Origin of the sequence: Sphingomonas sp. VDB2 (assembly GCF_047946695.1) — a bacterium.
GTDB lineage: Bacteria > Pseudomonadota > Alphaproteobacteria > Sphingomonadales > Sphingomonadaceae > Sphingobium > Sphingobium bisphenolicum.
This window is the reverse complement of the sequence record NZ_CP159615.1, coordinates 655,486-678,312: the sequence shown is the minus strand read 5'-3', so window position 1 is coordinate 678,312 and position 22,827 is coordinate 655,486. Positions and strand designations below refer to the sequence as shown.

Annotated in this window: 19 protein-coding genes and 2 tRNA genes; 14 read left to right on the top strand and 7 right to left on the bottom strand. The window is 65.4% G+C overall.

Translation table 11 applies throughout. From position 1 onward, the window contains the following. Positions 1-54: 54 nt before the first annotated feature. A complete protein-coding gene (locus ABT375_RS03490; protein ID WP_261934717.1) occupies positions 55-777 on the top strand; it encodes an SDR family NAD(P)-dependent oxidoreductase in 723 nt (240 codons plus the stop codon). Between the two features lie 3 nt (positions 778-780). Here the strand turns inward: ABT375_RS03490 and ABT375_RS03485 are convergent, their stop codons facing one another. Next, positions 781-2,046 (bottom strand): class I SAM-dependent methyltransferase, encoded by a 1,266-nt coding sequence (locus ABT375_RS03485; protein WP_416464136.1) that lies wholly within the window; start codon positions 2,044-2,046, stop codon positions 781-783. A gap of 36 nt (positions 2,047-2,082) precedes the next feature. Next, on the bottom strand, positions 2,083-3,459 hold the full coding sequence (locus tag ABT375_RS03480) for a cryptochrome/photolyase family protein (protein WP_416464135.1): 1,377 nt from the start codon (positions 3,457-3,459) through the stop codon (positions 2,083-2,085). Positions 3,460-3,692: 233 nt separating this feature from the next. Between ABT375_RS03480 and ABT375_RS03475 the strand changes: the two genes are divergently transcribed. The 10 genes from ABT375_RS03475 to ABT375_RS03430 all read left to right on the top strand — a co-directional run bounded on the left by ABT375_RS03475 (position 3,693) and on the right by ABT375_RS03430 (position 13,763). Continuing rightward, positions 3,693-4,178: an RNA pyrophosphohydrolase gene (locus ABT375_RS03475; RefSeq protein ID WP_224549486.1), complete on the top strand. Its 486-nt coding sequence runs from the start codon at positions 3,693-3,695 to the stop codon at positions 4,176-4,178. A gap of 55 nt (positions 4,179-4,233) precedes the next feature. Then, positions 4,234-5,142: a DUF481 domain-containing protein gene (locus tag ABT375_RS03470; RefSeq protein WP_224549484.1), complete on the top strand. Its 909-nt coding sequence runs from the start codon at positions 4,234-4,236 to the stop codon at positions 5,140-5,142. 59 nt (positions 5,143-5,201) lie between these two features. Further along, the gene (locus ABT375_RS03465) at positions 5,202-6,446 is read left to right on the top strand and encodes a hydrolase (protein ID WP_416464134.1); all 1,245 of its coding nucleotides are present in this window, start codon (positions 5,202-5,204) and stop codon (positions 6,444-6,446) included. Continuing rightward, positions 6,443-7,462: an arginine N-succinyltransferase gene (locus ABT375_RS03460; protein WP_224549480.1), complete on the top strand. Its 1,020-nt coding sequence runs from the start codon at positions 6,443-6,445 to the stop codon at positions 7,460-7,462. Before ABT375_RS03465 ends, ABT375_RS03460 begins: the two co-directional genes overlap by 4 nt. Continuing rightward, positions 7,459-8,742: an N-succinylarginine dihydrolase gene (locus ABT375_RS03455; RefSeq protein WP_416464133.1), complete on the top strand. Its 1,284-nt coding sequence runs from the start codon at positions 7,459-7,461 to the stop codon at positions 8,740-8,742. Before ABT375_RS03460 ends, ABT375_RS03455 begins: the two co-directional genes overlap by 4 nt. A gap of 29 nt (positions 8,743-8,771) precedes the next feature. Next, positions 8,772-8,987, top strand: coding sequence for a hypothetical protein (locus ABT375_RS03450; protein WP_416464132.1), 216 nt, complete (start codon positions 8,772-8,774; stop codon positions 8,985-8,987). A 143-nt stretch (positions 8,988-9,130) separates the two neighbouring features. Then, a complete protein-coding gene (locus ABT375_RS03445) occupies positions 9,131-10,015 on the top strand; it encodes a PAS domain-containing protein (protein WP_261934723.1) in 885 nt (294 codons plus the stop codon). Positions 10,016-10,185: 170 nt separating this feature from the next. Beyond that, positions 10,186-10,635: a TadE/TadG family type IV pilus assembly protein gene (locus ABT375_RS03440; RefSeq protein WP_416464131.1), complete on the top strand. Its 450-nt coding sequence runs from the start codon at positions 10,186-10,188 to the stop codon at positions 10,633-10,635. Beyond that, a complete protein-coding gene (locus ABT375_RS03435; protein ID WP_416464130.1) occupies positions 10,632-12,257 on the top strand; it encodes a pilus assembly protein TadG-related protein in 1,626 nt (541 codons plus the stop codon). The genes ABT375_RS03440 and ABT375_RS03435 overlap by 4 nt, the downstream gene beginning before the upstream one ends. A 54-nt stretch (positions 12,258-12,311) precedes the next feature. Beyond that, the gene (locus tag ABT375_RS03430; RefSeq protein WP_416464129.1) at positions 12,312-13,763 is read left to right on the top strand and encodes a cobyric acid synthase; all 1,452 of its coding nucleotides are present in this window, start codon (positions 12,312-12,314) and stop codon (positions 13,761-13,763) included. A gap of 52 nt (positions 13,764-13,815) precedes the next feature. Here the strand turns inward: ABT375_RS03430 and ABT375_RS03425 are convergent. Continuing rightward, positions 13,816-13,892: transfer RNA gene (locus tag ABT375_RS03425), tRNA-Arg, on the bottom strand. A gap of 57 nt (positions 13,893-13,949) precedes the next feature. Next, positions 13,950-14,026 (bottom strand) — tRNA-Arg (locus ABT375_RS03420). Positions 14,027-14,139: 113 nt separating this feature from the next. On the opposite strand from ABT375_RS03420, the gene ABT375_RS03415 reads away from it, so the two are divergent. Then, a complete protein-coding gene (locus tag ABT375_RS03415) occupies positions 14,140-14,619 on the top strand; it encodes a hypothetical protein (protein WP_224549472.1) in 480 nt (159 codons plus the stop codon). Positions 14,620-14,680: 61 nt separating this feature from the next. Here ABT375_RS03415 and ppdK read toward each other — a convergent pair whose 3' ends face one another. The 3 genes from ppdK to ABT375_RS03400 form a co-directional block, all read right to left on the bottom strand. Then, complete coding sequence (gene ppdK / locus ABT375_RS03410) at positions 14,681-17,380, bottom strand: pyruvate, phosphate dikinase (protein WP_416464128.1); 2,700 nt, start codon at positions 17,378-17,380, stop codon at positions 14,681-14,683. Positions 17,381-17,525: 145 nt separating this feature from the next. Further along, the gene (gene glyS / locus ABT375_RS03405) at positions 17,526-19,739 is read right to left on the bottom strand and encodes a glycine--tRNA ligase subunit beta (protein ID WP_416464127.1); all 2,214 of its coding nucleotides are present in this window, start codon (positions 19,737-19,739) and stop codon (positions 17,526-17,528) included. After that, on the bottom strand, positions 19,739-20,638 hold the full coding sequence (locus tag ABT375_RS03400) for a glycine--tRNA ligase subunit alpha (protein ID WP_129926437.1): 900 nt from the start codon (positions 20,636-20,638) through the stop codon (positions 19,739-19,741). Before ABT375_RS03400 ends, glyS begins: the two co-directional genes overlap by 1 nt. Positions 20,639-20,806: 168 nt before the next feature. Here ABT375_RS03400 and ABT375_RS03395 point away from each other — a divergent pair, with 168 nt between their 5' ends. Next, positions 20,807-21,748: a TraB/GumN family protein gene (locus ABT375_RS03395; RefSeq protein ID WP_416464126.1), complete on the top strand. Its 942-nt coding sequence runs from the start codon at positions 20,807-20,809 to the stop codon at positions 21,746-21,748. After that, on the top strand, positions 21,745-22,635 hold the full coding sequence (locus tag ABT375_RS03390) for a TraB/GumN family protein (RefSeq protein WP_416464125.1): 891 nt from the start codon (positions 21,745-21,747) through the stop codon (positions 22,633-22,635). The genes ABT375_RS03395 and ABT375_RS03390 overlap by 4 nt, the downstream gene beginning before the upstream one ends. The last annotated feature ends 192 nt before the right edge of the window (positions 22,636-22,827 follow it).

Here is a 22,827-nt window from a genome sequence, read left to right as displayed (position 1 = left end):
ACTCCCTTTCATCCTTCATGCGGTTCCGATTGCGGTCGGGACGAGAGGAACATCATGTCCGAGCATCCCCTTTCTGGCCCACTTTCCGGCAAATTGGCGCTCGTCACCGGGGCGAGCCGCGGCATCGGCGCCGCCACGGCCGAAGCGCTCGCCGCCGCGGGCGCGCATGTCGTGCTGACCGCGCGGACCAGCGGCGGGCTGGAAGAGGTGGAGGATCGCATCCACAAGGCCGGCGGCCATGCGACGATCGCGCCGCTCGACCTAACCGATGGCGAGAGCATTGGCCGGCTGGCGCAGGCGATCGGCGGACGCTGGCAGGCGCTCGACATATTGGTGCTGAACGCCGCGACGCTGGGCGCGCTGGCATCGGTTCCGGCGATCGACGCGAAGGAATTTGCGCGGCTGCTGACGCTCAACATCGCCGCGCCTCAAGCGCTCATCGCCGCTTTCGACCCTATGCTGCGCGCCAGCGGCGACGCGCGGGTGGTGGCGTTGACCTCCTCGGTCGTGGCGCCGCGCGCCTATTGGGGCGCCTATGGCGCGTCGAAGGCGGCGCTGGAAACGCTGGTCGGCGCCTATGGCGAGGAGATGAAGAATATCTCCGCCATCCGCACCCATATCGTCGATCCCGGCGCGACCCGCACGGCGATGCGCGCCCGCGCCTTCCCCGGCGAAGATCCGGCGAGCCTCAAGGGGCCGGAAGTCGTCGCCAGCGCGATCGTCGATCTGGTCGCGTCCGATGCGCCGACCGGCCACAGGATACGAGTCGAAGGCTGACGGTTACGCCGGTTTGACCAGCGTCACCTGCGCCACATCGATGCCGCCGCCGCGAAAGCCGCCTTCGCAATACATCAGATAATAGCGCCACAAGGCCACGAAATGCTGGTCGAAACTGGCGGGCAACTGGCCTTCGTCGATCGCCCGGTCGAACCGCTCGCGCCAGCGGCGCAGCGTTTCGGCGTAATCCGGGCCGAAGCGACGCACGTCGCGCCATTCCAGCCCCTGTCGCTCGGCCAGCGCGCGAAAGCGGCTGTCCGACATCAGCATCCCGCCGGGGAAAATATAGGCCTGGATGAAGTCGGCGCCCCGGGCATAGCGTTCGAAAATCGCGTCATCGATCAATATATACTGAATCGCCGCCTTGCCCCCTGGCTTGAGCAGCCGATGGATCGCGGCGAGATAGGCAGGCCAATAGGCCTGGCCGACCGCTTCCACCATCTCGACGCTGGCGATGGCCTCATATTGCCCTTGCGCGTCGCGATAGTCGGTCAGCAAAATCTGCGCGCCCGATCCCAGCCGGTCGCGGGCATAGTCGGCCTGCTCGGTCGACAGGGTCAGTCCGCTATAGGCGACCGCGCACCGCTCCATCGCCTGCTCGGCCAGCCCACCCCAGCCGCAGCCGATCTCCAGCAGCGACGCGCCGTCCGTCAGGTCCAGCCGGTCCAGGATCGCATCGACCTTGCGCCGTTGCCCCTGTTCCAGACTTTCGATCCGATCATCAGCATTGAGGAACAAGGCACTGGAATAATGCATATTTTCATCCAGCCAGAGCCGGTAGAAATCATTGCCCAGATCATAATGATAGGCGATATTGTGCCGCGATCCCGCCCGGCTGTTGCGCCGCAGCCAGTGCGTCGCGCGCCCGATCCAGCGCCCCGGACCACGTGGCCGCGCGGCCTGACCCAGCGCCGCCGCATTGCGCATGAACAGCGCGAAGAGCGGCACCGGGTCGGGGCTGGCCCATTCCCCCGCCGCCCAGGCGCGATACCAGCCGGCCGATCCGCCCACGGCCAACCGCACCAGCGCGCGCCAGGAGCGCAAATCCACCTCGCACTGCGGCCCCGGCGCCCGACCGCCCAGCAGGCGGCGCGTACCGTCGGGCAGCGACGCTTCCAGCCCGCCTTCTTCCAGGCCCAGGTCGATCCGGTCGAGCAAGCGATGGAACAGGGGCGCCAGCGCGCGGGACGTCCGGCTGGGGGCGCCGGATCGCGGCGGATGTTTGACCGATAGCGCGCGCCGGCCGCGCCGGGGAGTGATGGCGTTCATGACGCCAATCCTGCCGCAAGCCGGTCGCGGCTGCAATCACCCCTTGATGCGACGATAGGCGGTCAGAGCGCGTTCTCGCCCCTCACGATGGCCAATGATCTTCGCCGGATAGGCGGCCGGTCGTGCGCCATGGGCATCTGGATCGTGAATTGCTGCGTCGGGCAGGTCCGCAAGTTCCGGCACCCATGACCGGATATAATCGGCCGCGTCGAACTTGTCCGACTGGGTCAGCGGCGCCATGATTCGCGTGAACAGATTGGCGTCGACGCCGCTGCCCGCGACCCATTGCCAATTGACGCTGTTATTGGCGTAGTTGGCATCGACCAGCGTATCCCAGAACCAGCGCGCGCCATGCCGCCAATCGATCAACAGGTGCTTTATCAGGAAGCTGGCGGCGATCATGCGCACCCGGTTATGCATCCAGCCCGTCGTCCAAAGCTGCCGCATACCGGCGTCCACGATCGGATAGCCGGTCCTGCCCGTCTTCCATGCGGCGAAATCGGTCCGTGCTTCCCGCAGGTCGCGCCAGAGCAGCGCATCGAAATTGGATCGCGCATTTTCGGACCCATAAGCGGGCAAGCCGCAAATCTGGACATGTGCATAATCACGCCAGATCAACTCCTTGAGGAAGATCGTTGCATCATGGCCTGAAGATTCGACCCGGTGCCAGACATAGGCGGGCGACACTTCCCCGAAATGCAGATGCGGCGACAGGCGCGACGTTCCTTCGATCGACGGCAGATTCCGCGCGGTCGGATAATCGCCGACCTCGTCCAGGAAATGCGCAACATTGGCGCGCGCGCCCTGCTCGCCCGGCGTCCAGTCCGCCTCGAAACTCTGCGCCCAGTCCGGCCTGGTCGGCAGCAAGGCCCAATCGTTCAGCGAATCGCCGTGCGGCCAGTGCGCGGGTCCATCGATCCGGTGCGGCGCGGGATGCGGCGCGGCGGGCGGCATATGCTCCATAACGGCGCGCGAAAAGGGCGTGTAGATGCGATACATGCCGCCCGCCCCGGTCCGCACCGCGCCCGGCGGCAAGAGCAGGCCGCCGTCATGCAGGCTCAGGTCGAGCGTCTTGGCCACCGCCTTTTCCGCGTTGCGCCACCAGGGTTCGTAGTGATGCAGCGCATGGACCCGGGACGCCCCGACTTCCTTCGCCAATGCCGCCAGCACCTCCGCGCTGCGCCCACGACGCAGGATCAGGCGCGATCCCTTGCCCCGCAGGCTTTCGTCCAGCCGCGCGAGGCTATGGTGCAGCCACCAGCGCGCCGCGCCGCCCATCGCCCATTGACGCGGACCTTCATCATCAAGGACATAGACCGGAATCACCGGCCCTTCGCTGACAGCGGCGGCCAGGGCGGCCTGATCGGACAGGCGGAGATCCTGGCGAAACCAGAGGAGAAGAGGATCGGACATGCCGGGGCAATGCGCCCCGCCGCCGCCGGTTCCAAGCGGCCCTTGGGGCATATTGCCTTCGCCGTCCCGTCGATTGATCCGGCCATCGCGTCGCCGCAAATCGACAGGTGGATGATTCGGCCGATGGACGCGGAGCCCCGCCCTGCCTATTCTGGCTCCCGCGTCGTGTAGCGACGCCGATGACGATCTTTAGGCGGCAAGGACGTCGGGAACCGGAATTTTTTGGGGATGACATGGCTTCGATGCCGAATGAAAATTTATTGCCATACCGGCCCTGCGTCGGGATCATGCTGGTGAACATGGACGGCAAGGTGTTCGTCGGCCAGCGGCTCGATAATGTGGTCGAGGCGTGGCAGATGCCACAGGGCGGCATCGATGAAGGCGAGGATGCCAGGGCGGCCGCGCTGCGCGAACTGCAGGAAGAAACCGGCATCCGCCCCGATCTGGTCGAAATCATCGCCAAGGCGAAGGACGAGCATTTCTACGATCTGCCGCCCGAACTGGTCGGCAAGCTGTGGGGTGGCAAATATCGCGGCCAGCGCCAATATTGGTATCTGGCCCGCTTCGTCGGCCTGGACAGCGACATCGATATCCAGACCAAGGACCCGGAATTCCGGGAATGGAAATGGACGTCGCCCGAAACGCTGCCCGACCTGATCGTGCCGTTCAAGCGCAAACTGTATCGCGACATATTGCAGGAGTTCCGGGCGCTTATCTGACGGGGGTAGGCGTTTGGGGGCTTAAAATCCCCGGTCGGTTGGCTATGACGGGGCGATGTATGCTCGTCTGATCCCCCTGTCGTTGCTGATCGTCGCCCTGCCCGCCACGGCGCGCGCGGCCGAATCGGCGCTGCTGCCACCGGCCGTCCGCGAAATGATGGAAGCTGCGATCGCCAACGGCAACGAAACCGAAATCGCCACCATTTCCAAGATCGCCAAACAGACCAACCCGGCCTCCGCCGACGAAATCCAGCGCATGGTCAACAGTTGGAAGGAGCGGACCAAGGCGACCCACGACACGGTGATTCGCGAAGCCCACTTCACCGAATTGTGGACCGGCCGGGTCGAGGCAGGCGGTTTCCGTTCCACAGGCTCGACCAGCGAACTCGGGATCAGCGTATCCGCGACGGCGACTCGCGCCGGATTGCAATGGTCGCACAAGCTGACCGCCGCCGCCGATTATCGCCGCGCCAATGGTGTCACGTCGCGCGAACGCTATTTCGCCGGCTACGAACCCAAATATGAATTCGATCCGCGCGGCTTCGCCTACGGCCTCGCCCAGTTCGAACGCGACACCTCGATCGGCTATGACCAACGCTACACCGCCTCGGTCGGCGTCGGCTATAAGCTGATCGTCAGCAAGCCGGTCGATCTGTCGGCCGATATCGGTCCGTCCATTCGCCACGCCAAATATCTGATCGGCGAACGTGAGACGAAACTGGGCGTCCGCGGTTCCATGGCGCTGGCCTGGCGCGCCACGCCGACGGTGACGTTCAAACAAACCGCATCGGGCTATGCCGAAAGCGACGTCTATACGCTCAACGCCCTGTCCTCGGTAGAAACCAAGGTCAGCACACGGCTGTCGGCCGCTTTCTCCTACAATATCCAGTATGAATCCGAGACATTGCTGTCCAGCCGCGACCTCGACACGCTGAGCCGCCTGACCCTGACCTATGATTTCTGAACCACGCAATTTTATTGCGGGGGTGGAGACGCGCGCGGCGCTCTGATAGATCAGGGCGGATGACGGATTTTTCATCGCAGGAAAGGATGCTGCTCGACCGCGCTGCGGCCGCGCCGATGCTCGCGCAGACGCGGGCTTGGGCGGCGATCAACAGCGGATCGCGCAATCTGGATGGCCTCGCCTGCATGGCCGCAGTGCTGGTCGAGGCCTTTTCCACGCTGCCCGGCACGATCCGCCTGGTCGATCCCGCGCCGGTGGAGAGCGTTTCGCCGGACGGGCGAGTCCAGGCCATCGAACATGGCCGCCATCTCCATCTGTCAGTCCGTCCCGAAGCGCCCATCCGGCTGCTCCTCACCGGGCATATGGACACGGTGTTCCCCATAGATCACCCCTTCCAGCAGCAGCGCTGGCTGGAGCCGGGCATCCTCAACGGTCCCGGCGTTGCCGACATGAAGGGCGGGATCGCGGTCATACTCGCGGCGCTCAACGCCATCGAAGGATCGGACGCGATCGCCACACTGGGCTATGACGTGGTGATCAACAGCGACGAGGAAGTCGGCAGCGCGTCATCCGCGGCGCTGTTGCGGGAGATGGCGGCAGGCAAGCTGGCAGCCTTCACTTACGAGCCGTCCGCCCTGCCCGACGGCACGCTGGCCGGCGCGCGCGCGGGGAGCGGCAATTTCTCCATCATCGTGACGGGCCGAAGTGCCCATGCTGGCCGCAATCCCGATGACGGCCGCAACGCCCTGCTCGCCGCCGCCGACCTGGCGCTACGGCTGAAGGCCGGGAGCGGTGCAGGATTTTCCTGCAACCCCGCCAGGATCGACGGCGGCAGCCCGAACAATGTCGTGCCCGACCATGCCGTGCTGCGGGTCAATTTCCGGCCGCGCACGCCGCAGGACGAGATCGCCGCCCGCGCCCTGATCGACCGGTCCATGGTCGATGTCGCGCGCGACCATGACGTCAGCCTGCATCTGCACGGCAGCTTCGGCCGGCCGCCCAAGCCGATGGACGCCAAGGCGCAGGCACTGTTCGGGCTGGTGCGGCAATGCGGCGCTGAACTGGGCCTCGACATCGGCTGGCGCGATACCGGGGGCGTGTGCGACGGCAATAATATCGCGGCCTGTGGCGTGCCGGTGGTCGATACGATGGGCGTGCGCGGCGGCAGCATCCATAGCGACGCCGAATTTCTGCTGACCGACAGCCTGACCGAGCGCGCGCAATTGTCGGCGCTGGCGCTATGGCGGATCGCGAAAGGCCAGTTCGATCCGGCCCAATTCAAAAAAGAGGGGATCATCGCTTGAGCTTCATCATGCGCATCGCGCGCGCCGACGATTTGCAGACGCTCTACGAAATGGCGAAGCTGACCGGCGGCGGCTTCACCAACCTGCCGCCCGATCGCACCGCGCTGTCCGCCAAGCTGGAGCGCACCGAACAGGCGCTCGCACGGCAGGACGAGGGTATCGAGGACGAGTTGATCGTCATGGTGCTGGAAAATGTCGAGACGGGCCAAGTGCGCGGCACCTGTCAGATCTTTTCCACCGTGGGGCAAAGCTGGCCCTTCTACAGCTATCGTCTGGGCGTGCTAACCCAGCATAGCCGCGAACTGGGCCGCACTTTTCGGGCGCAAATGCTCTCGCTCACCACCGATCTGGAAGGGTCGGCCGAGGTCGGCGGCCTGTTCCTCCACCCGCGTGAGCGCGCCGAGGGGCTGGGGCTTTTGCTGGCGCGCAGCCGCTATCTCTACATCCGCGCCCACCGCAGCCGCTTCGGCGACAAGGTGCTGGCCGAATTGCGTGGCGTCATCGACGAGGCGGGCGGATCGCCCTTCTGGGACGGCCTGGCCGGGCGCTTCTTCGGCATGAATTTCCAGGAGGCGGACGAATTCAATGCGGTGAACGGCAACCAGTTCATCGCCGACCTGATGCCCAAGACCCCCATCTACACCGCGATGCTGACCGACAGCGCCCGTGCCGTCATCGGCCTGCCCCACCCCAATGGCCGGGCGGCGATGCGGATGCTGGAGACGGAGGGGTTCGACAATGCCGGCTATGTCGATATCTTCGACGGCGGCCCGACCATGGTCGGCCAGATCGACCAGTTGAAGACGATCGCCGCGGCGCGAGACGTAACTTTGTCCGCCACCCATGAAAAGGGCGGGGACAAGATGCTGATAGCAACCGGCAAGCTGGCCGATTATCGCTGCACCTGGGGCTTCGTGCAGCAAGATGACAGCGGCGCGGTGTCGCTCGACGCGGCCAGCGCGGCGCGGCTCGGCCTCGAAACCGGCGGTTCCTTCACCATGGCAGGGCGGGCATGAGCGTCAGGGAAATCAATTTCGACGGGATCATCGGTCCCAGCCACAATTATGCGGGCCTCAGCCTCGGCAATCTCGCTTCCGCGCGCAACGCCGGCGCAGTGGCGCATCCCCGCGCGGCGGCGCTCCAGGGGCTGGAGAAGATGCGCGGCAATATCCGCCTCGGCCTGGCTCAGGGCATCTTCCTGCCGCAATGGCGGCCCGACGTCGCCTGGCTGACGAAGCTGGGCACCGATGTCGGCGACGCCGATCCGCATATTCGCGCGGCGGCCATGTCCGCTTCCTCCATGTGGGCGGCCAACGCCGCCACCATCTCACCCGCCAGCGATACGGCGGACGGGCGGACGCACCTGACCGTCGCCAATCTCGTCACCATGCCGCATCGCAGCCATGAATGGCCGCAGACGCTGGCGCAGCTCCGCATCGCCTTTTCCGACGCCCGCGCCTTTGCCGTCCATGATCCCATCCCCGCCCCCTTTGGCGACGAGGGCGCAGCCAATCATATGCGTCTGGCGGAACGCCACGACCAGCCGGGCGTGGAAGTGTTCGTCTATGGCCGGTCGGGCGGCGCTTTCCCCGCCCGCCAGCATAGGGAGGCGAGCAAGGCGGTCGCCCGCATCCATGGCCTCGATCCGGCACGCACCCTGTTCGTCGAACAGTCCGAAGCCGCGATCGCCGCGGGCGCCTTCCACAATGACGTCGTCGCGGTGGCGAACGAGCGGGTGCTCTTCACCCACGAACAGGCGTTCGCCGACAAACAGGCCTTCTACGCCGATCTGCGCGCCGCCCTGCCCTGTGTCGAAATCGTGGAGGTGCCTGCCAGCGCGGTCAGCCTGGCCGATGCGATCACATCCTATCTCTTCAATGCCCAGCTCGTCACCCTGCCCGACGGAGGCCCCTCGACTTCGCTCGGGACAGGCATGGCGCTGGTGCTGCCGACCGAGGCGCAGCAGACGCCCGCGGTCTGGAGCTGGCTGGAGCAGATGATCGCCGGCAATGGCCCGATCCGCCGCCTCATCCCGGTCGACGTGCGCCAGTCCATGGCCAATGGCGGCGGCCCCGCCTGCCTGCGGCTGCGCGTCGTTGCCGATCCTGTCGATATCGATCCCCGCTTCCTGGTGGACGAAGCGCGGCTGGATAATATTGCGCGGATCGTGTCCCAATATTGGCCAGAATCGATCGCACCCGAGGATTTGAGCGACACACGGCTGATTGCCCGGATCGAGCAATCATGGTTAACGCTTGTTGACCATTTGCAGCTGTCGGGCGATCTTTCACCCTGACGGCGGGGGCAACGCCGGATGGAATCGACATGGAACGGATCAAGCGCCTCTTCATCATCAAGACCAAGTTCGAGGCGTTTCTGGTGATCTATGCGCTCGCGCTGGGCGCAGCCGAGCGCGGCCATGTCTATATGCAGCAATATCCAGGCACCGGCGGCCATCTGCTGGCGCTCGCCTGTTCGGGCGCCGTCTTCATGGCGGGCGGCAAGATCATCGACGCGCTGGACTATCAGCGCGGGATATAGAGCCTTTTTCCAAGCCGGCGGAATCACCTGCTGACTCGGAACTCTGGCGCCCGCCCTCGTTCCGAAACGGATCGAACTCGACCAGCATGACAGCCTTCCCTGACTTATCCTGCCTCCATCACTGATGATGGAGTGCCGACAGGATGCTGGACGATCGACGCAGGCGCAGCGTGCCCGCCGCCGAACTGGTGCGCAATTTCGCCCACTGGCGCGAGGTCGGATCGCATGAGCCGGTGATGGTCACCCATCATGGCCGCGAAACCCATGTCTTCATCGGGCTGGACCGCTTTCGCACGATGACGGTCGGCGACGATGGCGCGGTCGCGCCCGACCGCACTTTCGAACTCGCCGCGCGGATGCATCAGGGGCTGATCCTGTGCCGCGCCGACCTGACCATCGATTATGTCAATGGGGTGGCGCTCGCGATGGCCAGGCGATGGGACCGGCGTCTGGAGGATCAGTCGCTGTGGGACGCCTTTCCCGAACTGGCCGGCACGCTGACGGAGGCGCATATCCGCCACAGCCTGGCTTCGGGCGAGGCGAGCGCGGCCGATATCCCCTCCCCCTTTCGCGGTGACGTCTGGCTGCATGTCCAGACCTTCCCCTTCGCCGGCGGCGTCGGCCTGCTGCTGCGGGACATCACCGCCGACATGCAGCGCCACCGGCTGGCCGACGTCAAATCGGCGATCCTCAAGGCAATGGGGGTGCATGGCGGGGTCGGCTATGTCCGGGTGTCGATGCGCGGCTTCATCGATGTCGTGAACGACAGCTTTTGCGCGATGGTCGGCCTGACCGCCGATCGGCTGTCGGACGTGCCGGTCGCCGACCTGGTCGCGCTGCCCGCTCGCCCCCACTTCCGCGAGCAGATGGAACGCGTGCTGCGTGGCGAAGGCGACATGCGGTTCGCCACCCAATTGCTGACCAACGACGGTTCGCTGGCGCCGATCGACGCGGCGATCGCCCGGCTGCACGGCATTTACGGTACGGAGGGCGCCGTAATCGTCATTACTCCCACGAACGCCGCCTGAATGCGCGACAACAACGTCCATATCGGATGATGTCCGGTGGGCGTGCGCAACTTTTGCGGAGAAGGCCAGTTTTTGTCTGCCGGGCGCTCGTCTCCACTATGTAAAACCCGCCAAATGCCCGACAGGCGAAGCATACGCGATATTGAACCGCGCCCCGTAGCATCGCTCTCATGTCTTACGATAGCGCCTGCTCCTTCACCCGATCGCGTCGACCGCTGGTCGCGCTGCTGCGCCATCAGGCCGGCAGCAGCCTGATCGAAGCGGCCTTCGCCCTGCCGCTGCTCATCCTGCTGCTGATGGGGATATTGGCCTATGGCAGCTGGTTCATGACCGCCCACAGCCTGCAGCAGGCCGCCAATGATGCCGCCCGCGCGTCGGTGGCCGGGCTGAACGCGACCGAACGCCGCACGCTGGTCGACCAGAGCGTCGTTGCCGCGCGCGCCGCCTTCCCCGCCCCCGCCGCCCAGACGATCGGCGTCAGTACCGGCGAAAGCAGCGGCTATTATACGGTGACGCTGCGCTACAGTCTCTCCAGCGCGCCCTTGTTCTCGGCCATGCCCTTCCCGATGCCGGGCAACGTGCTGGAACGAAGCGCCGTCGTGCGGATCGCCAGCCAATGACCGGCGCGCGCTTCGACCGGGCGCTGGCGCGGGACCGGCGTGGCGGCGTGACCTTCATCCTGGCCGGATCGCTGTTCATGCTGGCGGGCGCCGCCACCGTCGCGGTCGATCTGGGATCGGTCTATCTGGCCCGTCGCCAGTTGCAGGGCGTGGCGGACGCCGCCGCGCTGGCCGCCGCCGATGGCGGACGCACCGCCGCCGAACAACTGGTCGGGCGCAGCGGGATCAACGGCGCGGCCCTCGCGACCTTCGACACCGGCAGCTATTCCGCCGACGCCTCCCTTCCGATGGACCAGCGCTTCCGAGCAGGCGATGCCAATGGCGGCGCCATGCGGGTGGAGGTGCGCCGCCGCGCGCCTCTCTTCTTCGCGCGCCTGCTGGTCGGCCGGGACGGCATCGACCTCAGCGCCCGCGCCACCGCCGCCCGCACCGACGCCGCCGCCTTCTCGCTCGGCACCGGCCTTGCTTCGCTCAGCGGCGGACTGCCCAACATGCTGCTGTCCAATCTTGCGGGCACCGAACTCAACCTGTCGGTGATGGATTATAACGGGCTGGCCAGCGCCAATCTCGACCTGCTGCACATGGCCGATGCCCTGCGCGTACGGACCGGGCGCGACGGCGAAGCCTATGGGGCGCTGTTCGACAGGGAAATCCCCTTGTCCGACCTGCTCGGCGCGATGGCCGACAGCGCCGGGGCCAGCCCCGCCGCCACGACCCTGCTGGCGCTGTCCAGCCGCATTCCGGGCCGCTCCGTCCGTCTCAGCGACATTGTCGACCTCGGTCCGATGCGGGGCGCCGCCAATGCCACCGGACAACCCAATATCCTGCTCGACGCCTTCTCCATGCTGCGCATGGTGCTCAGCCCGCCATCGGGGACGACAATCCCGATGGACCTGCGCGTCACCGTGCCGGGCCTCAGCAGCACGCGGCTGATGCTGGTGACGGGCGAGGGACAGGCCCGCTCGCCGCTGATGAGCATCACCGCCAAGCGCGACGTGGTGTTACGCACCGCCCAGACCCGCATCTATCTGGAAAGCTCCGTCGCCACCGCGCTGTCCGGCATCGCCTCCGTACGAGTGCCGCTCTATGTCGAAATGGCGGCGGCGGAGGCGCGCCTGTCGGATATCCAGTGCGGCAGCGATGGCGGCGTCACCCTGGCGGTCACGCCGTCGGTCGGGACCGCGGTGCTGGGCGATGTCGATATGAGTGCGCTGACCAATTTTTCGGTCCCCGCCAACCCGCGCGCCGCCATGCTGGCACAGACGCTCGGTACGCGCGTCACCGGCTATGCCAATATCAGCCTGGGCGGCACCCAGACCCATAGCGTCCATTTCTCGCCGTCGGAGATCAGCGCACAGCAGGCCAAGACCGTCAGCACGCAGGATCTGACGCAGGGCATCGCCGCCAGCCTGGCAGGCCAGACCCAGATACAGGTGTCGCTTCTAGGCATCACCATCGGCAACAGCCCGCTCAGCCCATTGGTCGGCGCGGTGCTGGGCACCACCGCGCCACTGCTGGACGGCATCCTCAATAGCGTCACGGCCACGCTGGGCGTCCGGGTGGGGTCGGCGGAGGTGCGCGTGCATCAGCGCCGCTGCGGCATGGCGGCCATCGTCGCCTGATCCGTGCCTTGATCCCCCCTTGCCATGCCCGCGCTGCACCGTCAGGAGCAGGTCATGGGCGCTATCATGTTGCAGGGAACCGGATCGGACGTCGGCAAGTCGGTGCTGGTGGCGGGGCTGTGCCGCGCGCTGGCGCGCCGGGGCTATCGGGTGCGCCCGTTCAAGCCGCAGAATATGTCCAACAACGCCGCCGTCACCAGCGACGGCGGGGAGATCGGCCGGGCGCAGGCGTTGCAGGCGATCGCCTGCGGCGTCGCCCCCCATACCGATATGAACCCGGTGCTGCTCAAGCCGCAGGCCGATCGAACGTCGCAACTGATCGTTCATGGTCAGGTGCGCGGCGCGCTGGGATCGGGCAATTTCCGCAGCGCGCGCGGGCAGTTGCTGGGCGCGGTGCTGGAAAGCTACGAACGGCTGCGCAGCCAGTGCGATATCGTGGTGGTCGAAGGCGCGGGATCGCCGGCCGAGATCAACCTGCGCGCCGGCGACATCGCCAATATGGGTTTCGCCCGCGCCGCCGACGTGCCGGTCATATTGGTCGGCGATATCGACCGGGGCGGCGTGATCGCGGCTGTGGTCGGCACCCGCGCGGTAATCGATCCCGACGATGCGGCGATGATCCGCGGCTTCCTCATCAACAAATTCCGGGGCGACCCGGCGCTGTTCGAGGATGGCTATGCCCAGATCGAAGCGCTGTCGGGCTGGCGCGGCTTTGGTGTGGTGCCCTGGCTCGACGCCGTCGCGCGATTGCCAAGCGAAGATGCGGTGGTGCTGGAACGTCGGACCTTCTCGACCGCCGCGCCGCTGGTCGTCGCTTGCCCGGTGTTGCCGCGCATCTCGAATTTCGACGATCTCGATCCGCTCAAGCTAGAGCCGACCGTCGACCTGCGCATGATCGGGCCGGGACAACCCATCCCCGGCGACGCCGCGCTGGTGATCCTGCCCGGATCGAAGGCGACGATCGCCGACATGCACGCCATGGTCGCGCAAGGGTGGGACATCGACATCCGCGCCCATCACCGGCGCGGCGGCGCGGTGCTGGGCCTGTGCGGCGGCTATCAGATGCTGGGCCGGACCATCGCCGATCCCGAAGGGCTGGAGGGGCCGGCCGGCTCGATCGCGGGGCTGGGGTTGCTCGATATCGACACGCGCCTGTCAGGCGCCAAGATGCTGGAGCAGGTGCGCGGCCGCGCGCTCGACGCCGATTTTACCGGCTATGAAATACATATGGGCGTCACCGACGGCCCGGACTGCGCCCGCCCCTTCGCCCTGATCGACGGCGCGCGCCCGGACGGGGCGATCAGCCGCGACGGGCGGGTGATGGGCAGCTATGTCCATGGCCTGCTCGGCAGCACGGCGCTACGCGACGCGTTGTTGCGGCGGCTGGGCGGCGGATCGGCGGGACGGGACTATGACCAGTCGGTCGAGGACGCGCTGGACGAGGTGGCCGCACTGCTGGAAAGCCATGTCGATATCGACGCCATGGTGGCGCTGGCGACCGCCTGACGCTGAACATAAAAAAGGCGGCTAGACGCCGCCTCTTTATTCGATCGAATGATGGTGCACCCAGAGCGATTCGAACGCCCGACCCTCAGATTCGTAGTCTGATGCTCTATCCAGCTGAGCTATGGGTGCGCAGGAAAGACGAACGGACCGCGGCTGTAAGCCCGGACCAAAAGCCCTTCGAAAAAATGGTGCACCCAGAGCGATTCGAACGCCCGACCCTCAGATTCGTAGTCTGATGCTCTATCCAGCTGAGCTATGGGTGCGTGGAGACGCGCAGATAGAAGCGCTTGGCCGATTGGGCAAGCCCCTTTTTTGCACTTTTATGGCCTGGCAACTTTTATCCACCGTCCCTCGTTCAATGCGGCAGGAGGACGCCATGATGAGCTTCAATCTGAACGAGGTTGCGTTGCTGCTGGTGGTGCTGGTCATCGGCTGGCTGCTGGGTCTGATGATGAGCGGTCGCGGCAAATATCGGCGGCTGTGGCAGGACGAACAAGCGGTGCATCGCAGCGCGATCAAAGAGCGGGACGCCCGCATAGAGGCCTCCCATGCCCGGATCGCGGAGCTGGAACGCCAGTCGGCGGGACCGATCGGCGCTGGTACGGCGACGGCGGTCGCGGGCGCAGTCCATGGCCGCGACGATCTGAGCAGGATCAGCGGCGTGAGCCAGGCTCAGGAACTGTCGCTGAACGAAGCCGGCTATCATCGCTATGGCCAGATCGCCGCGCTCAATGCCGAGCAGGAAGCGACCTTGGAGGCGCGACTGGGCCTGAAACCGGGCACCATCGCGCATGAAGACTGGCGCAAGCAGGCCAGCGAGCTGGAGAAGGGCCACAAGCGCGGCCTGTTCGGCTGAGCCTGCCCACAGCATTAGCCCAAAGAAAAAGGGCGGGGTTGATGCCCCGCCCTTTTTGCCGTCACTTCCGGGCGAGCGCCGCCTGCGCTGCGGCCAGTCGGGCGATCGGCACGCGATAGGGCGACGCCGACACATAGTCGAGGCCCGTCGCTTCGCAGAAGGCGATCGAGGCCGGATCGCCGCCATGCTCGCCGCAAATGCCGAGCTTAATGTCCGGACGGGTCTTGCGACCGCGCTCCGCCGCCAGTTCGATCAGTTCGCCCACGCCTTCCACGTCGATGCTGACGAAGGGATCGCGGGCGAAAATGCCCTTGTCCACATATTGCGTCAGGAAACGGCCGGCGTCGTCACGGCTGATGCCGATCGTCGTCTGCGTCAGGTCGTTGGTGCCGAAGGAGAAAAACTCGCCGACTTCGGCGATCTCGCCCGCCTTGAGCGCGGCGCGCGGCAGTTCGATCATGGTGCCGACCAGATAGTCGACGCGCTCGCCCTGCTCTTCGAACACTTCGGCTGCGACGCGATCGACGATCGCCTTCATCAGTTCCAGCTCCTTGGCGGTCGCGACCAGCGGGATCATGACTTCGGGGATCGGCGCTTCGCCGCCCCGTGCCTTGACGATCAGCGCGGCTTCGAAGATCGCGCGCGCCTGCATCTCGTAGATTTCGGGATAGGTCACGCCCAGGCGGCAACCGCGATGGCCCAGCATCGGGTTGAATTCATGCAGTTCCGCCGCGCGGCGCTTGAGCGTATCGACACTGACGCCCGCGCCCTTGGCCACTTCCTCGAACTCCGCTTCGCCATGGGGCAGGAATTCGTGCAGCGGCGGATCGAGCAGGCGGATGGTGACGGGCAGGCCCGCCATCACCATGAAAATCTGCGCGAAATCGTCGCGCTGTTCCGGCAGCAGCTTGTCGAGCGCGACGCGGCGGCCCTTCTCGCTGTCGGCCAGGATCATCTCGCGCACCGCGGTGATGCGCGCCGCGTCGAAGAACATATGCTCGGTCCGGCACAGCCCCACGCCCTCAGCGCCGAATTCGCGCGCGACCTTGCAGTCCTGCGGCGTTTCCGCGTTGGCGCGCACCTTCAGGCGACGGACCTTGTCCGCCCACACCATCAGCGTACCGAAATCGCCCGCCAGTTCGGGCTGCACGGTCGGCACTTCGCCCGCCATCACTTCGCCGGTCGACCCGTCGATGGTCAGGATGTCGCCTTCCTTCAGCTCGCGGCCGCCGACGCGCAGGATCTTGGTCTTGCCGTCGATCGAAATGCCGCCAGCGCCGGACACGCAGGGACGACCCATGCCGCGCGCCACCACGGCCGCGTGCGACGTCATGCCGCCGCGCGCGGTCAGGATGCCCTTGGCCGCATGCATACCGTGAATATCTTCCGGGCTGGTTTCGACGCGCACCAGGATGACGGCGTCGCCCAGTTCGGCGCGGCGCTCGGCGGTGTCGGCGTCGAACACGATCAGGCCGCTGGCCGCACCCGGCGACGCGGGCAGGCCCTTGGTCAGCACATCGCGCGGCGCCTTGGGGTCGAGCGTGGGATGGAGGAGTTGATCGAGCGCGGCGGGATCGACGCGGGCAACCGCCTCTTCTTCGGTGATCAGCCCTTCATGCGCCATATCCACGGCCATTTTCAGCGCGGCCTTGGCGGTGCGCTTGCCCGACCGGGTCTGCAGCATCCACAGCTTGCCCTGCTGCACCGTAAATTCGATGTCCTGCATGTCGCGATAATGGGTTTCGAGGATCTGGAAGACGTTTGCCAGTTCGGCATAGGTCTCCGGCATCGCCTCTTCCATCGACAGCGGCTTGGCCCCGGCCCGCTCGCGCGCGGCCAGCGTCAGATATTGCGGCGTGCGGATGCCCGCGACCACGTCCTCGCCCTGCGCGTTGATCAGATATTCGCCATAATAGGCGTTCTCGCCGGTCGACGGATCGCGGGTGAACGCCACGCCCGTCGCCGAGGTTTCGCCCATATTGCCGAACACCATCGCCTGCACGTTGACCGCGGTGCCCCATTCGCCGGGAATGTTGTTCAGGCGGCGATAGACCTTCGCGCGCTCCGACTGCCAGGAACCGAACACGGCCGAAATCGCGCCCCACAACTGGTCATGCACATCCTGCGGGAAGGGCTTGTTCCACAGCTTTTGCACCAGCGCCTTATATTCGGCGACCAGCGCCTTCCAGTCGGCGGCCGTCATCTCGGTGTCCAGGCTGTAACCCTGGTCTTCCTTGGCGATCTCCAGCGCTTCCTCGAACGCGCCATGGTCCAGTTCCAGCACCACGTCCGAATACATCTGGATGAAGCGGCGATAGCTGTCCCAGGCGAAGCGCTCGTCGCCGCTGGTCGTCGCCAGGCCGATGACGGTCTCGTCGTTGAGGCCCAGGTTCAGCACCGTATCCATCATGCCCGGCATAGACGCGCGCGCGCCCGAACGGACCGACACCAGCAGCGGATCGGCGGCATTGCCGAAACGCTTGCCGGTGATCCCCTCGATATGGGCGATGCCGTTTGCGACTTCGGCGTTCAGGCTTTCGGGATATTGGCCGCCATCTTCATAATAGCGGGTGCACATGGCCGTCGTGATGGTGAAACCCGGCGGCACCGGCAGGCCGATCGCGGCCATGCCGTCCAGATTCGCGCCCTTGCCGCCCAGCAGGTTGCGGTCACCCTGCCCGCCATCATCCACGCCGCCGCCGAAACGATAGACATAGCGCGTCGCGGTGCTGTTCATGATGGCCTCTTCCGTCGTAACCATGTGATCCGGCTCTCCCTGCACTGATTGCCGTGAATATTGTGCGCTGCAACAGCCTTTACAAAAGACGTGCGGGAATTGCACCCGCCTTTATTGGACTTTGTCGTCATATCGTCATTTTTATGGACGGATATGTCCGACTTGTCTCTCAGCCCGTAATTTTCGAAAAGTCCGCGACGCCATGCACAGCCGCCCGCACCCGGTCGAGCAGCGCAAGACGCGCCGCCCGTTTTGCAGGATCGGCGTCGTTGACCGTGACGGACTCGAAGAAAGCGTCGATCGGCGCGCGCAGCGTGGCGAGCGCGGCCATGGCGTCTGCAAAGCGTTCGTCAGTGACAGCCCGCGCCGCGAGGGGCTCGGCAGCGTCGAGCGCGGCGAGCAAAGCGGCTTCCGCCGGTTCGGACGGCGCCGCCGGGACGATCGCGGGATCGACGGTTTCCTTTTTCAGGATATTGGCCGCCCGCTTGTACCCGGCGAGCAGGTTCGCGCCATCATCCGTCGCGACGAAGGATTGCAGCGCATGGACGCGGGCGAGCAAGCGGACGAGATCATCCTCGCCACCCAGCGCGAACACCGCGTCGATCAGGTCGTGGCGGACGCCGGCTTCCTTCTGTTGGACCTTGAGGCGGTCTGTGAAGAAATCGGAGAGTTTCTGTGGAGCTTGAAGTACCGTTTCATACAGGGCTTCAATTTCAGGGTTCGTTTCTGGGGTTTCGTTGCGGATCGCCTCATCGTAGGCATCCTGCAACAATTCAGCAGAAAAGTACTTACCTTTGTCAGCTTGCCAAACAGAATCGAGCGCCCGTGCGATCTTGTTAGCCCTCGCTTGCCCCATCGCAACCCCAAGATTTTGAATACCTGGAAACATCACACGGAAATATGGCAAGCGCAGATTATTCTGCACCAAAAGTTGGATTACTCCAATTGCGGCTCGCCGCAATGCAAACGGATCTCGCGATCCGGTGGGGCCTTCTCCGATGGCAAAAAAGCCAAAAAGTGTATCCAGCTTATCCGCAAGGCTCACCGCCACCGTCACTGGCGCAGCCGGCACGTCATCGCCCTGCCCGACCGGCTTATAATGGTCGCGGATCGCGTCGGCCACCGCGTCGGGCAAACCCTCCGCGCGCGCATAATAGCCGCCCATGACGCCCTGCAATTCGGGGAACTCGCCGACCATCTCCGTGACCAGGTCGGCCTTGGCGAGGCGCGCGGCCTGTTCGACCAGGTCTGCATCCGCGCCCTTGACGATCCCCTCCTCCACCAGCCACTGCGCCAGCTTCGCGACCCGCTCCACCTTGTCGGCGACCGTACCCAGCTTCTCGTGGAACGTAATCCGCTCCAGCTTCTGCGCATGATCGACAAGCGCCGTCTTGCGATCCTGCTCCCAGAAGAAGCGGGCATCGCTCAACCGCGCGGCCAGCACCTTGCGGTTGCCCGCGACGATCGCCGCGCCGCCGTCCTTCGCCTCGATATTGGCGGTGCAGATGAAGGCCGGCGCCAGTGTCCCGGCCGCTTCGCGCAGCACGAAATATTTCTGGTTGATCCGCAGGGTTAGCTGAATAACTTCGGGCGGCACCTCAAGGAAAGCCGGGTCGAAATCGCCCAGCAGCGGCACCGGCCATTCGGTCAGGCCCGCATTCTCCGCGACCAGCCCCTTATCCTCGATCACGCTGTACCCATGGGCCGCAGCGGCTTCGTCGGCCTTTTCCGCGATGATCGCCTGCCGCTCTTGATGGCTTACGATCACATGGCAGGCGCGCAGCTTTTCGACATAATCGTCCGCGCCGCCGATCGTGATCGCGCCGGGATGATGGAAACGATGGCCCAGCGTCGCATAGCCCGACCGCACATCCTCGACCGCGATATCGACCAGCTGCTCGCCGAAAATGGCGACAATGCCCTGCAAAGGGCGGACCCAGCGCAGGCTCTCGGTCGTCTGGCTGGCGACGCCCCAGCGCATCGCCTTGGGCCAGGGGAAGGCGCGGATAACGGCGGGCACGGCGTCGCCAAGCACATCCATGGTGGCGCGGCCGGGCTTGTTCACGACGGCGAACCAGACGCCGTCCCGGTCTTCCAACTGGTCCTGGGTCAGCCCGGTCTTGCGCAGAAAGCCTTCGAGCGCCTGGGGCGGCGCGGATGTGCGCGGACCTTTATGCTCTTCGCTCACCGCCGCGGTTTCCACGGGCAGGTCGCGCGCGATCAGCGCCAGGCGACGCGGCGTCACGAAACTGTCGATCGCAGCGGGCTTGAGGCCGGCCCTGGCCAGTTCTTCGGTGAACAGGCGCGCCAGATCCTCCGACGCCTTGACCTGCATACGCGCGGGAATTTCCTCGCAGCGCAATTCGAGGAGGAAATCAGTCATCACGCGGTCCACCCCGGAAATTTGGCGCTCCAGGCGTCGGCATTGCTGGCGATCCACGCCTCGCAACTGCCCTTCGCCATGTCGCGCACCTGGCCCATATAGCTGGCGCGTTCCTGCACGGAAATCACGCCGCGCGCCTGGAGCAGGTTGAACACATGGCTCGCCTTGATCGCCTGGTCATAGGCGGCGAGCGGCACGTTCGCTTCGATGCAACGACCATATTCGGCCTGACAATCCTTGAACCAGCGGAACAGCTTGTCCGTGTCCGCGACCTCGAAATTCCATTTCGACATCTGCTGCTCGTTGGCCAGAAACACGTCGCCATAGGTGACGCCGGCGTCGTTGAATTTCAGGTCGTAAACGCTGTCGACGCCCTGAATATACATGGCCAGCCGCTCCAACCCGTAGGTCAGCTCACCCGCGACCGGCTTGCAGTCATATCCGCCCATTTGCTGGAAATAGGTGAACTGGGTGACTTCCATCCCGTCGCACCACACTTCCCAGCCCAGACCCCAGGCGCCCAGGGTAGGGCTTTCCCAGTCGTCCTCGACGAAGCGGATGTCATGGACCAGCGGATCGATGCCGATTTCCACCAGCGACCCAAGGTAGAGTTCCTGCAAATTCGCCGGGCTGGGCTTCATGATCACCTGATATTGGTAATAATGCTGCAACCGGTTGGGATTTTCGCCATAGCGCCCGTCGGTCGGGCGGCGGCTGGGCTGGACATAGGCGGCGTTCCAGGGCTGCGGCCCCAGCGCCCGCAGCGTGGTCGCGGGATGGAATGTGCCCGCCCCCACTTCCATGTCATAGGGTTGGAGGATGACGCAGCCCTGTTTCCCCCAATAGGCATGGAGGGTCAGGATCAGGTCCTGGAAGGAAAGCGCTTTGCCTTCGGCCACGAAACGTCCTTATCGAAATCGCTGAATTACGTGGCCGCGCCTTGGCCCATGGGGCCGATAGGGTCAAGGGCCAAGGGCCAAGGGTTAGGGGCCAAGGGTTAGCGGAAGCCGCCCTAAACAGGGTTAAGCGGCTTGCCCTCCCGCCCCGCGCTCCCCATTGAAGGAGGCATGAAATTGCCACCCACCCTGTTGCGGGCCTTTGGCGCCGCATGGCTGCTGATCGGCGGCGTCCCTGCCCATGCCAAACCCGCCGCCGCCCCCGCCTCCAGCATCGCGACCGCCACCCCGGCGCTGTGGGCGGTGCAGGATGCCGACACCACCATCTATCTGTTCGGCACCGTCCATGTGATGAAGCCGGACATCGACTGGTTCCATGGCGACATAAAGCGCGCCTTCGACCGGTCGGACGAACTGGTGCTGGAGATTATCGAGCCGGACGACCCCCGCGCGATCGGCGCGGCCATGACGACCATGGCGATGGCGAAGGACGGGGTGAAGCTGTCCGACCGGCTGGCCCCCGATGCGCGGACGAAATATCAGGCGGCGATGGACGCCAACGGCCTGCCCTGGCGGACCTTCGACATGTTCAATCCCTGGATGAGCGGCATGGCGCTGTCGGTCGCCCCGCTCGAAAAGCTGGGCTATAAAAATGACCTCGGCGCGGAGAAAATCCTGCGCAGCGCGGCGCAGGCCTCGGGCAAGAAGGTCGATGCGCTCGAAACCGTCGAGCAGCAGGTCGGCTTCTTCGCCAGCCTGCCGATGGCCCAGCAGGTGCAGTTCCTGAACGCCACCGTCGACGGTCTGCCGGAAATGGAGAGCGAATTTGGCGACCTGCTGCGCTACTGGCAGGCCGGGCAACCGGACAAGCTGGCCAAGTCGATGAACGAATTGCTCGAAGCGACGCCGGAACTGGCGCAGGTTCTGCTCACCGGCCGCAATGCCCATTGGGCCAAGTGGATCAAGGCGCGGCTGGACCAGCCCGGCACCGTCTTCGTCGCCGTGGGCGCGGGTCATCTCGCCGGCAAGGGCAGCGTGCAGGACCAACTCAAGACATTGGGCCTGCGCGCCCGCCGCCTGAAGCCAACCCCCGTGAAAGATGGAAAGCCATGATGCGCGTCGTCACCCGCCTGCTCGCTTTGTTCGCGCTGACGCTGGTCGCAGCCTGTGGACAGAATGACACCCCCAAACAGTCCACCGCGCAAGGCGGCCCGGCCCTGTGGCAGGTGCAGCGCGGCGAACTGAAAGGCTGGCTGTTCGGCACGATCCACGTCCTGCCCAAGGGGGTCGCCTGGGACACACCCACGATAAAGGACGCGATGACCGCCTCCGACCGTCTGATTCTGGAAGCTGCGGACCTGCAGGACGAGCAGAAAACGCTGTCCCTGTTCGAGAAAATGGGCCGCAGCGCCGACCTGCCGCCGCTGGAACGACGCGTGCCGGACGAGGAAAAGACGGCATTGGTGAAGGCGATGGCCGACGGCGGCACCAACAGCCAATTGCTGTCGGGCTATGAAAGCTGGGCCGCCGCCATGCTGCTGTCCGCCGCCAGCCAGCAGGGGCTGGGCGTCAGCCAGGATGACGGCGTCGAGCCGGTGTTGATCGAAACGTTCAGGAAAGCCGGCAAGCCGATCGGCGGGCTGGAGACGGTGGAACGGCAATTCGCCGCCTTCGACACCCTGCCCGAAGCGGCGCAGTCCCGCCTGCTCGTTCAGACCGTCCATGAAGCCGAGGGCATGAAGGCGCTCTACGACCGTATCCTGACCGCCTGGTCGAAGGGCGACATGGAGGCGATCGCCAAGGAGGACCAGATTGGCGAGCAGCCCGACCCGATGGTCGAGGAAGCCGTTCTGGTCGCCCGCAACCGCGACTGGGTGAAGGCGATCGAACCGATGCAGGGCCGCCCCTTCATCGCGGTGGGCGCGGGCCACCTGACCGGCCGCGAAAATCTGATCGACCTGCTCAAGGCCAAGGGGTTCACGGTGACGCGGGTGCAGTAACGCCTCCCCCACCACCGTTCGGTTCGCGCTTGTCGAGAACGCGTCCATCGTTCTCGACAAGCGCGAACCGAACGGACCTTGCGCAATATGGCTCCCACCCTTGCATTCCCGCCCTTTTCTGCTAAAGGGCCGCCTCCCGCTATGGTCATCCCTGGAGGCGTGGCGGGAAAGTACATCAATTTTGCTTTTGGA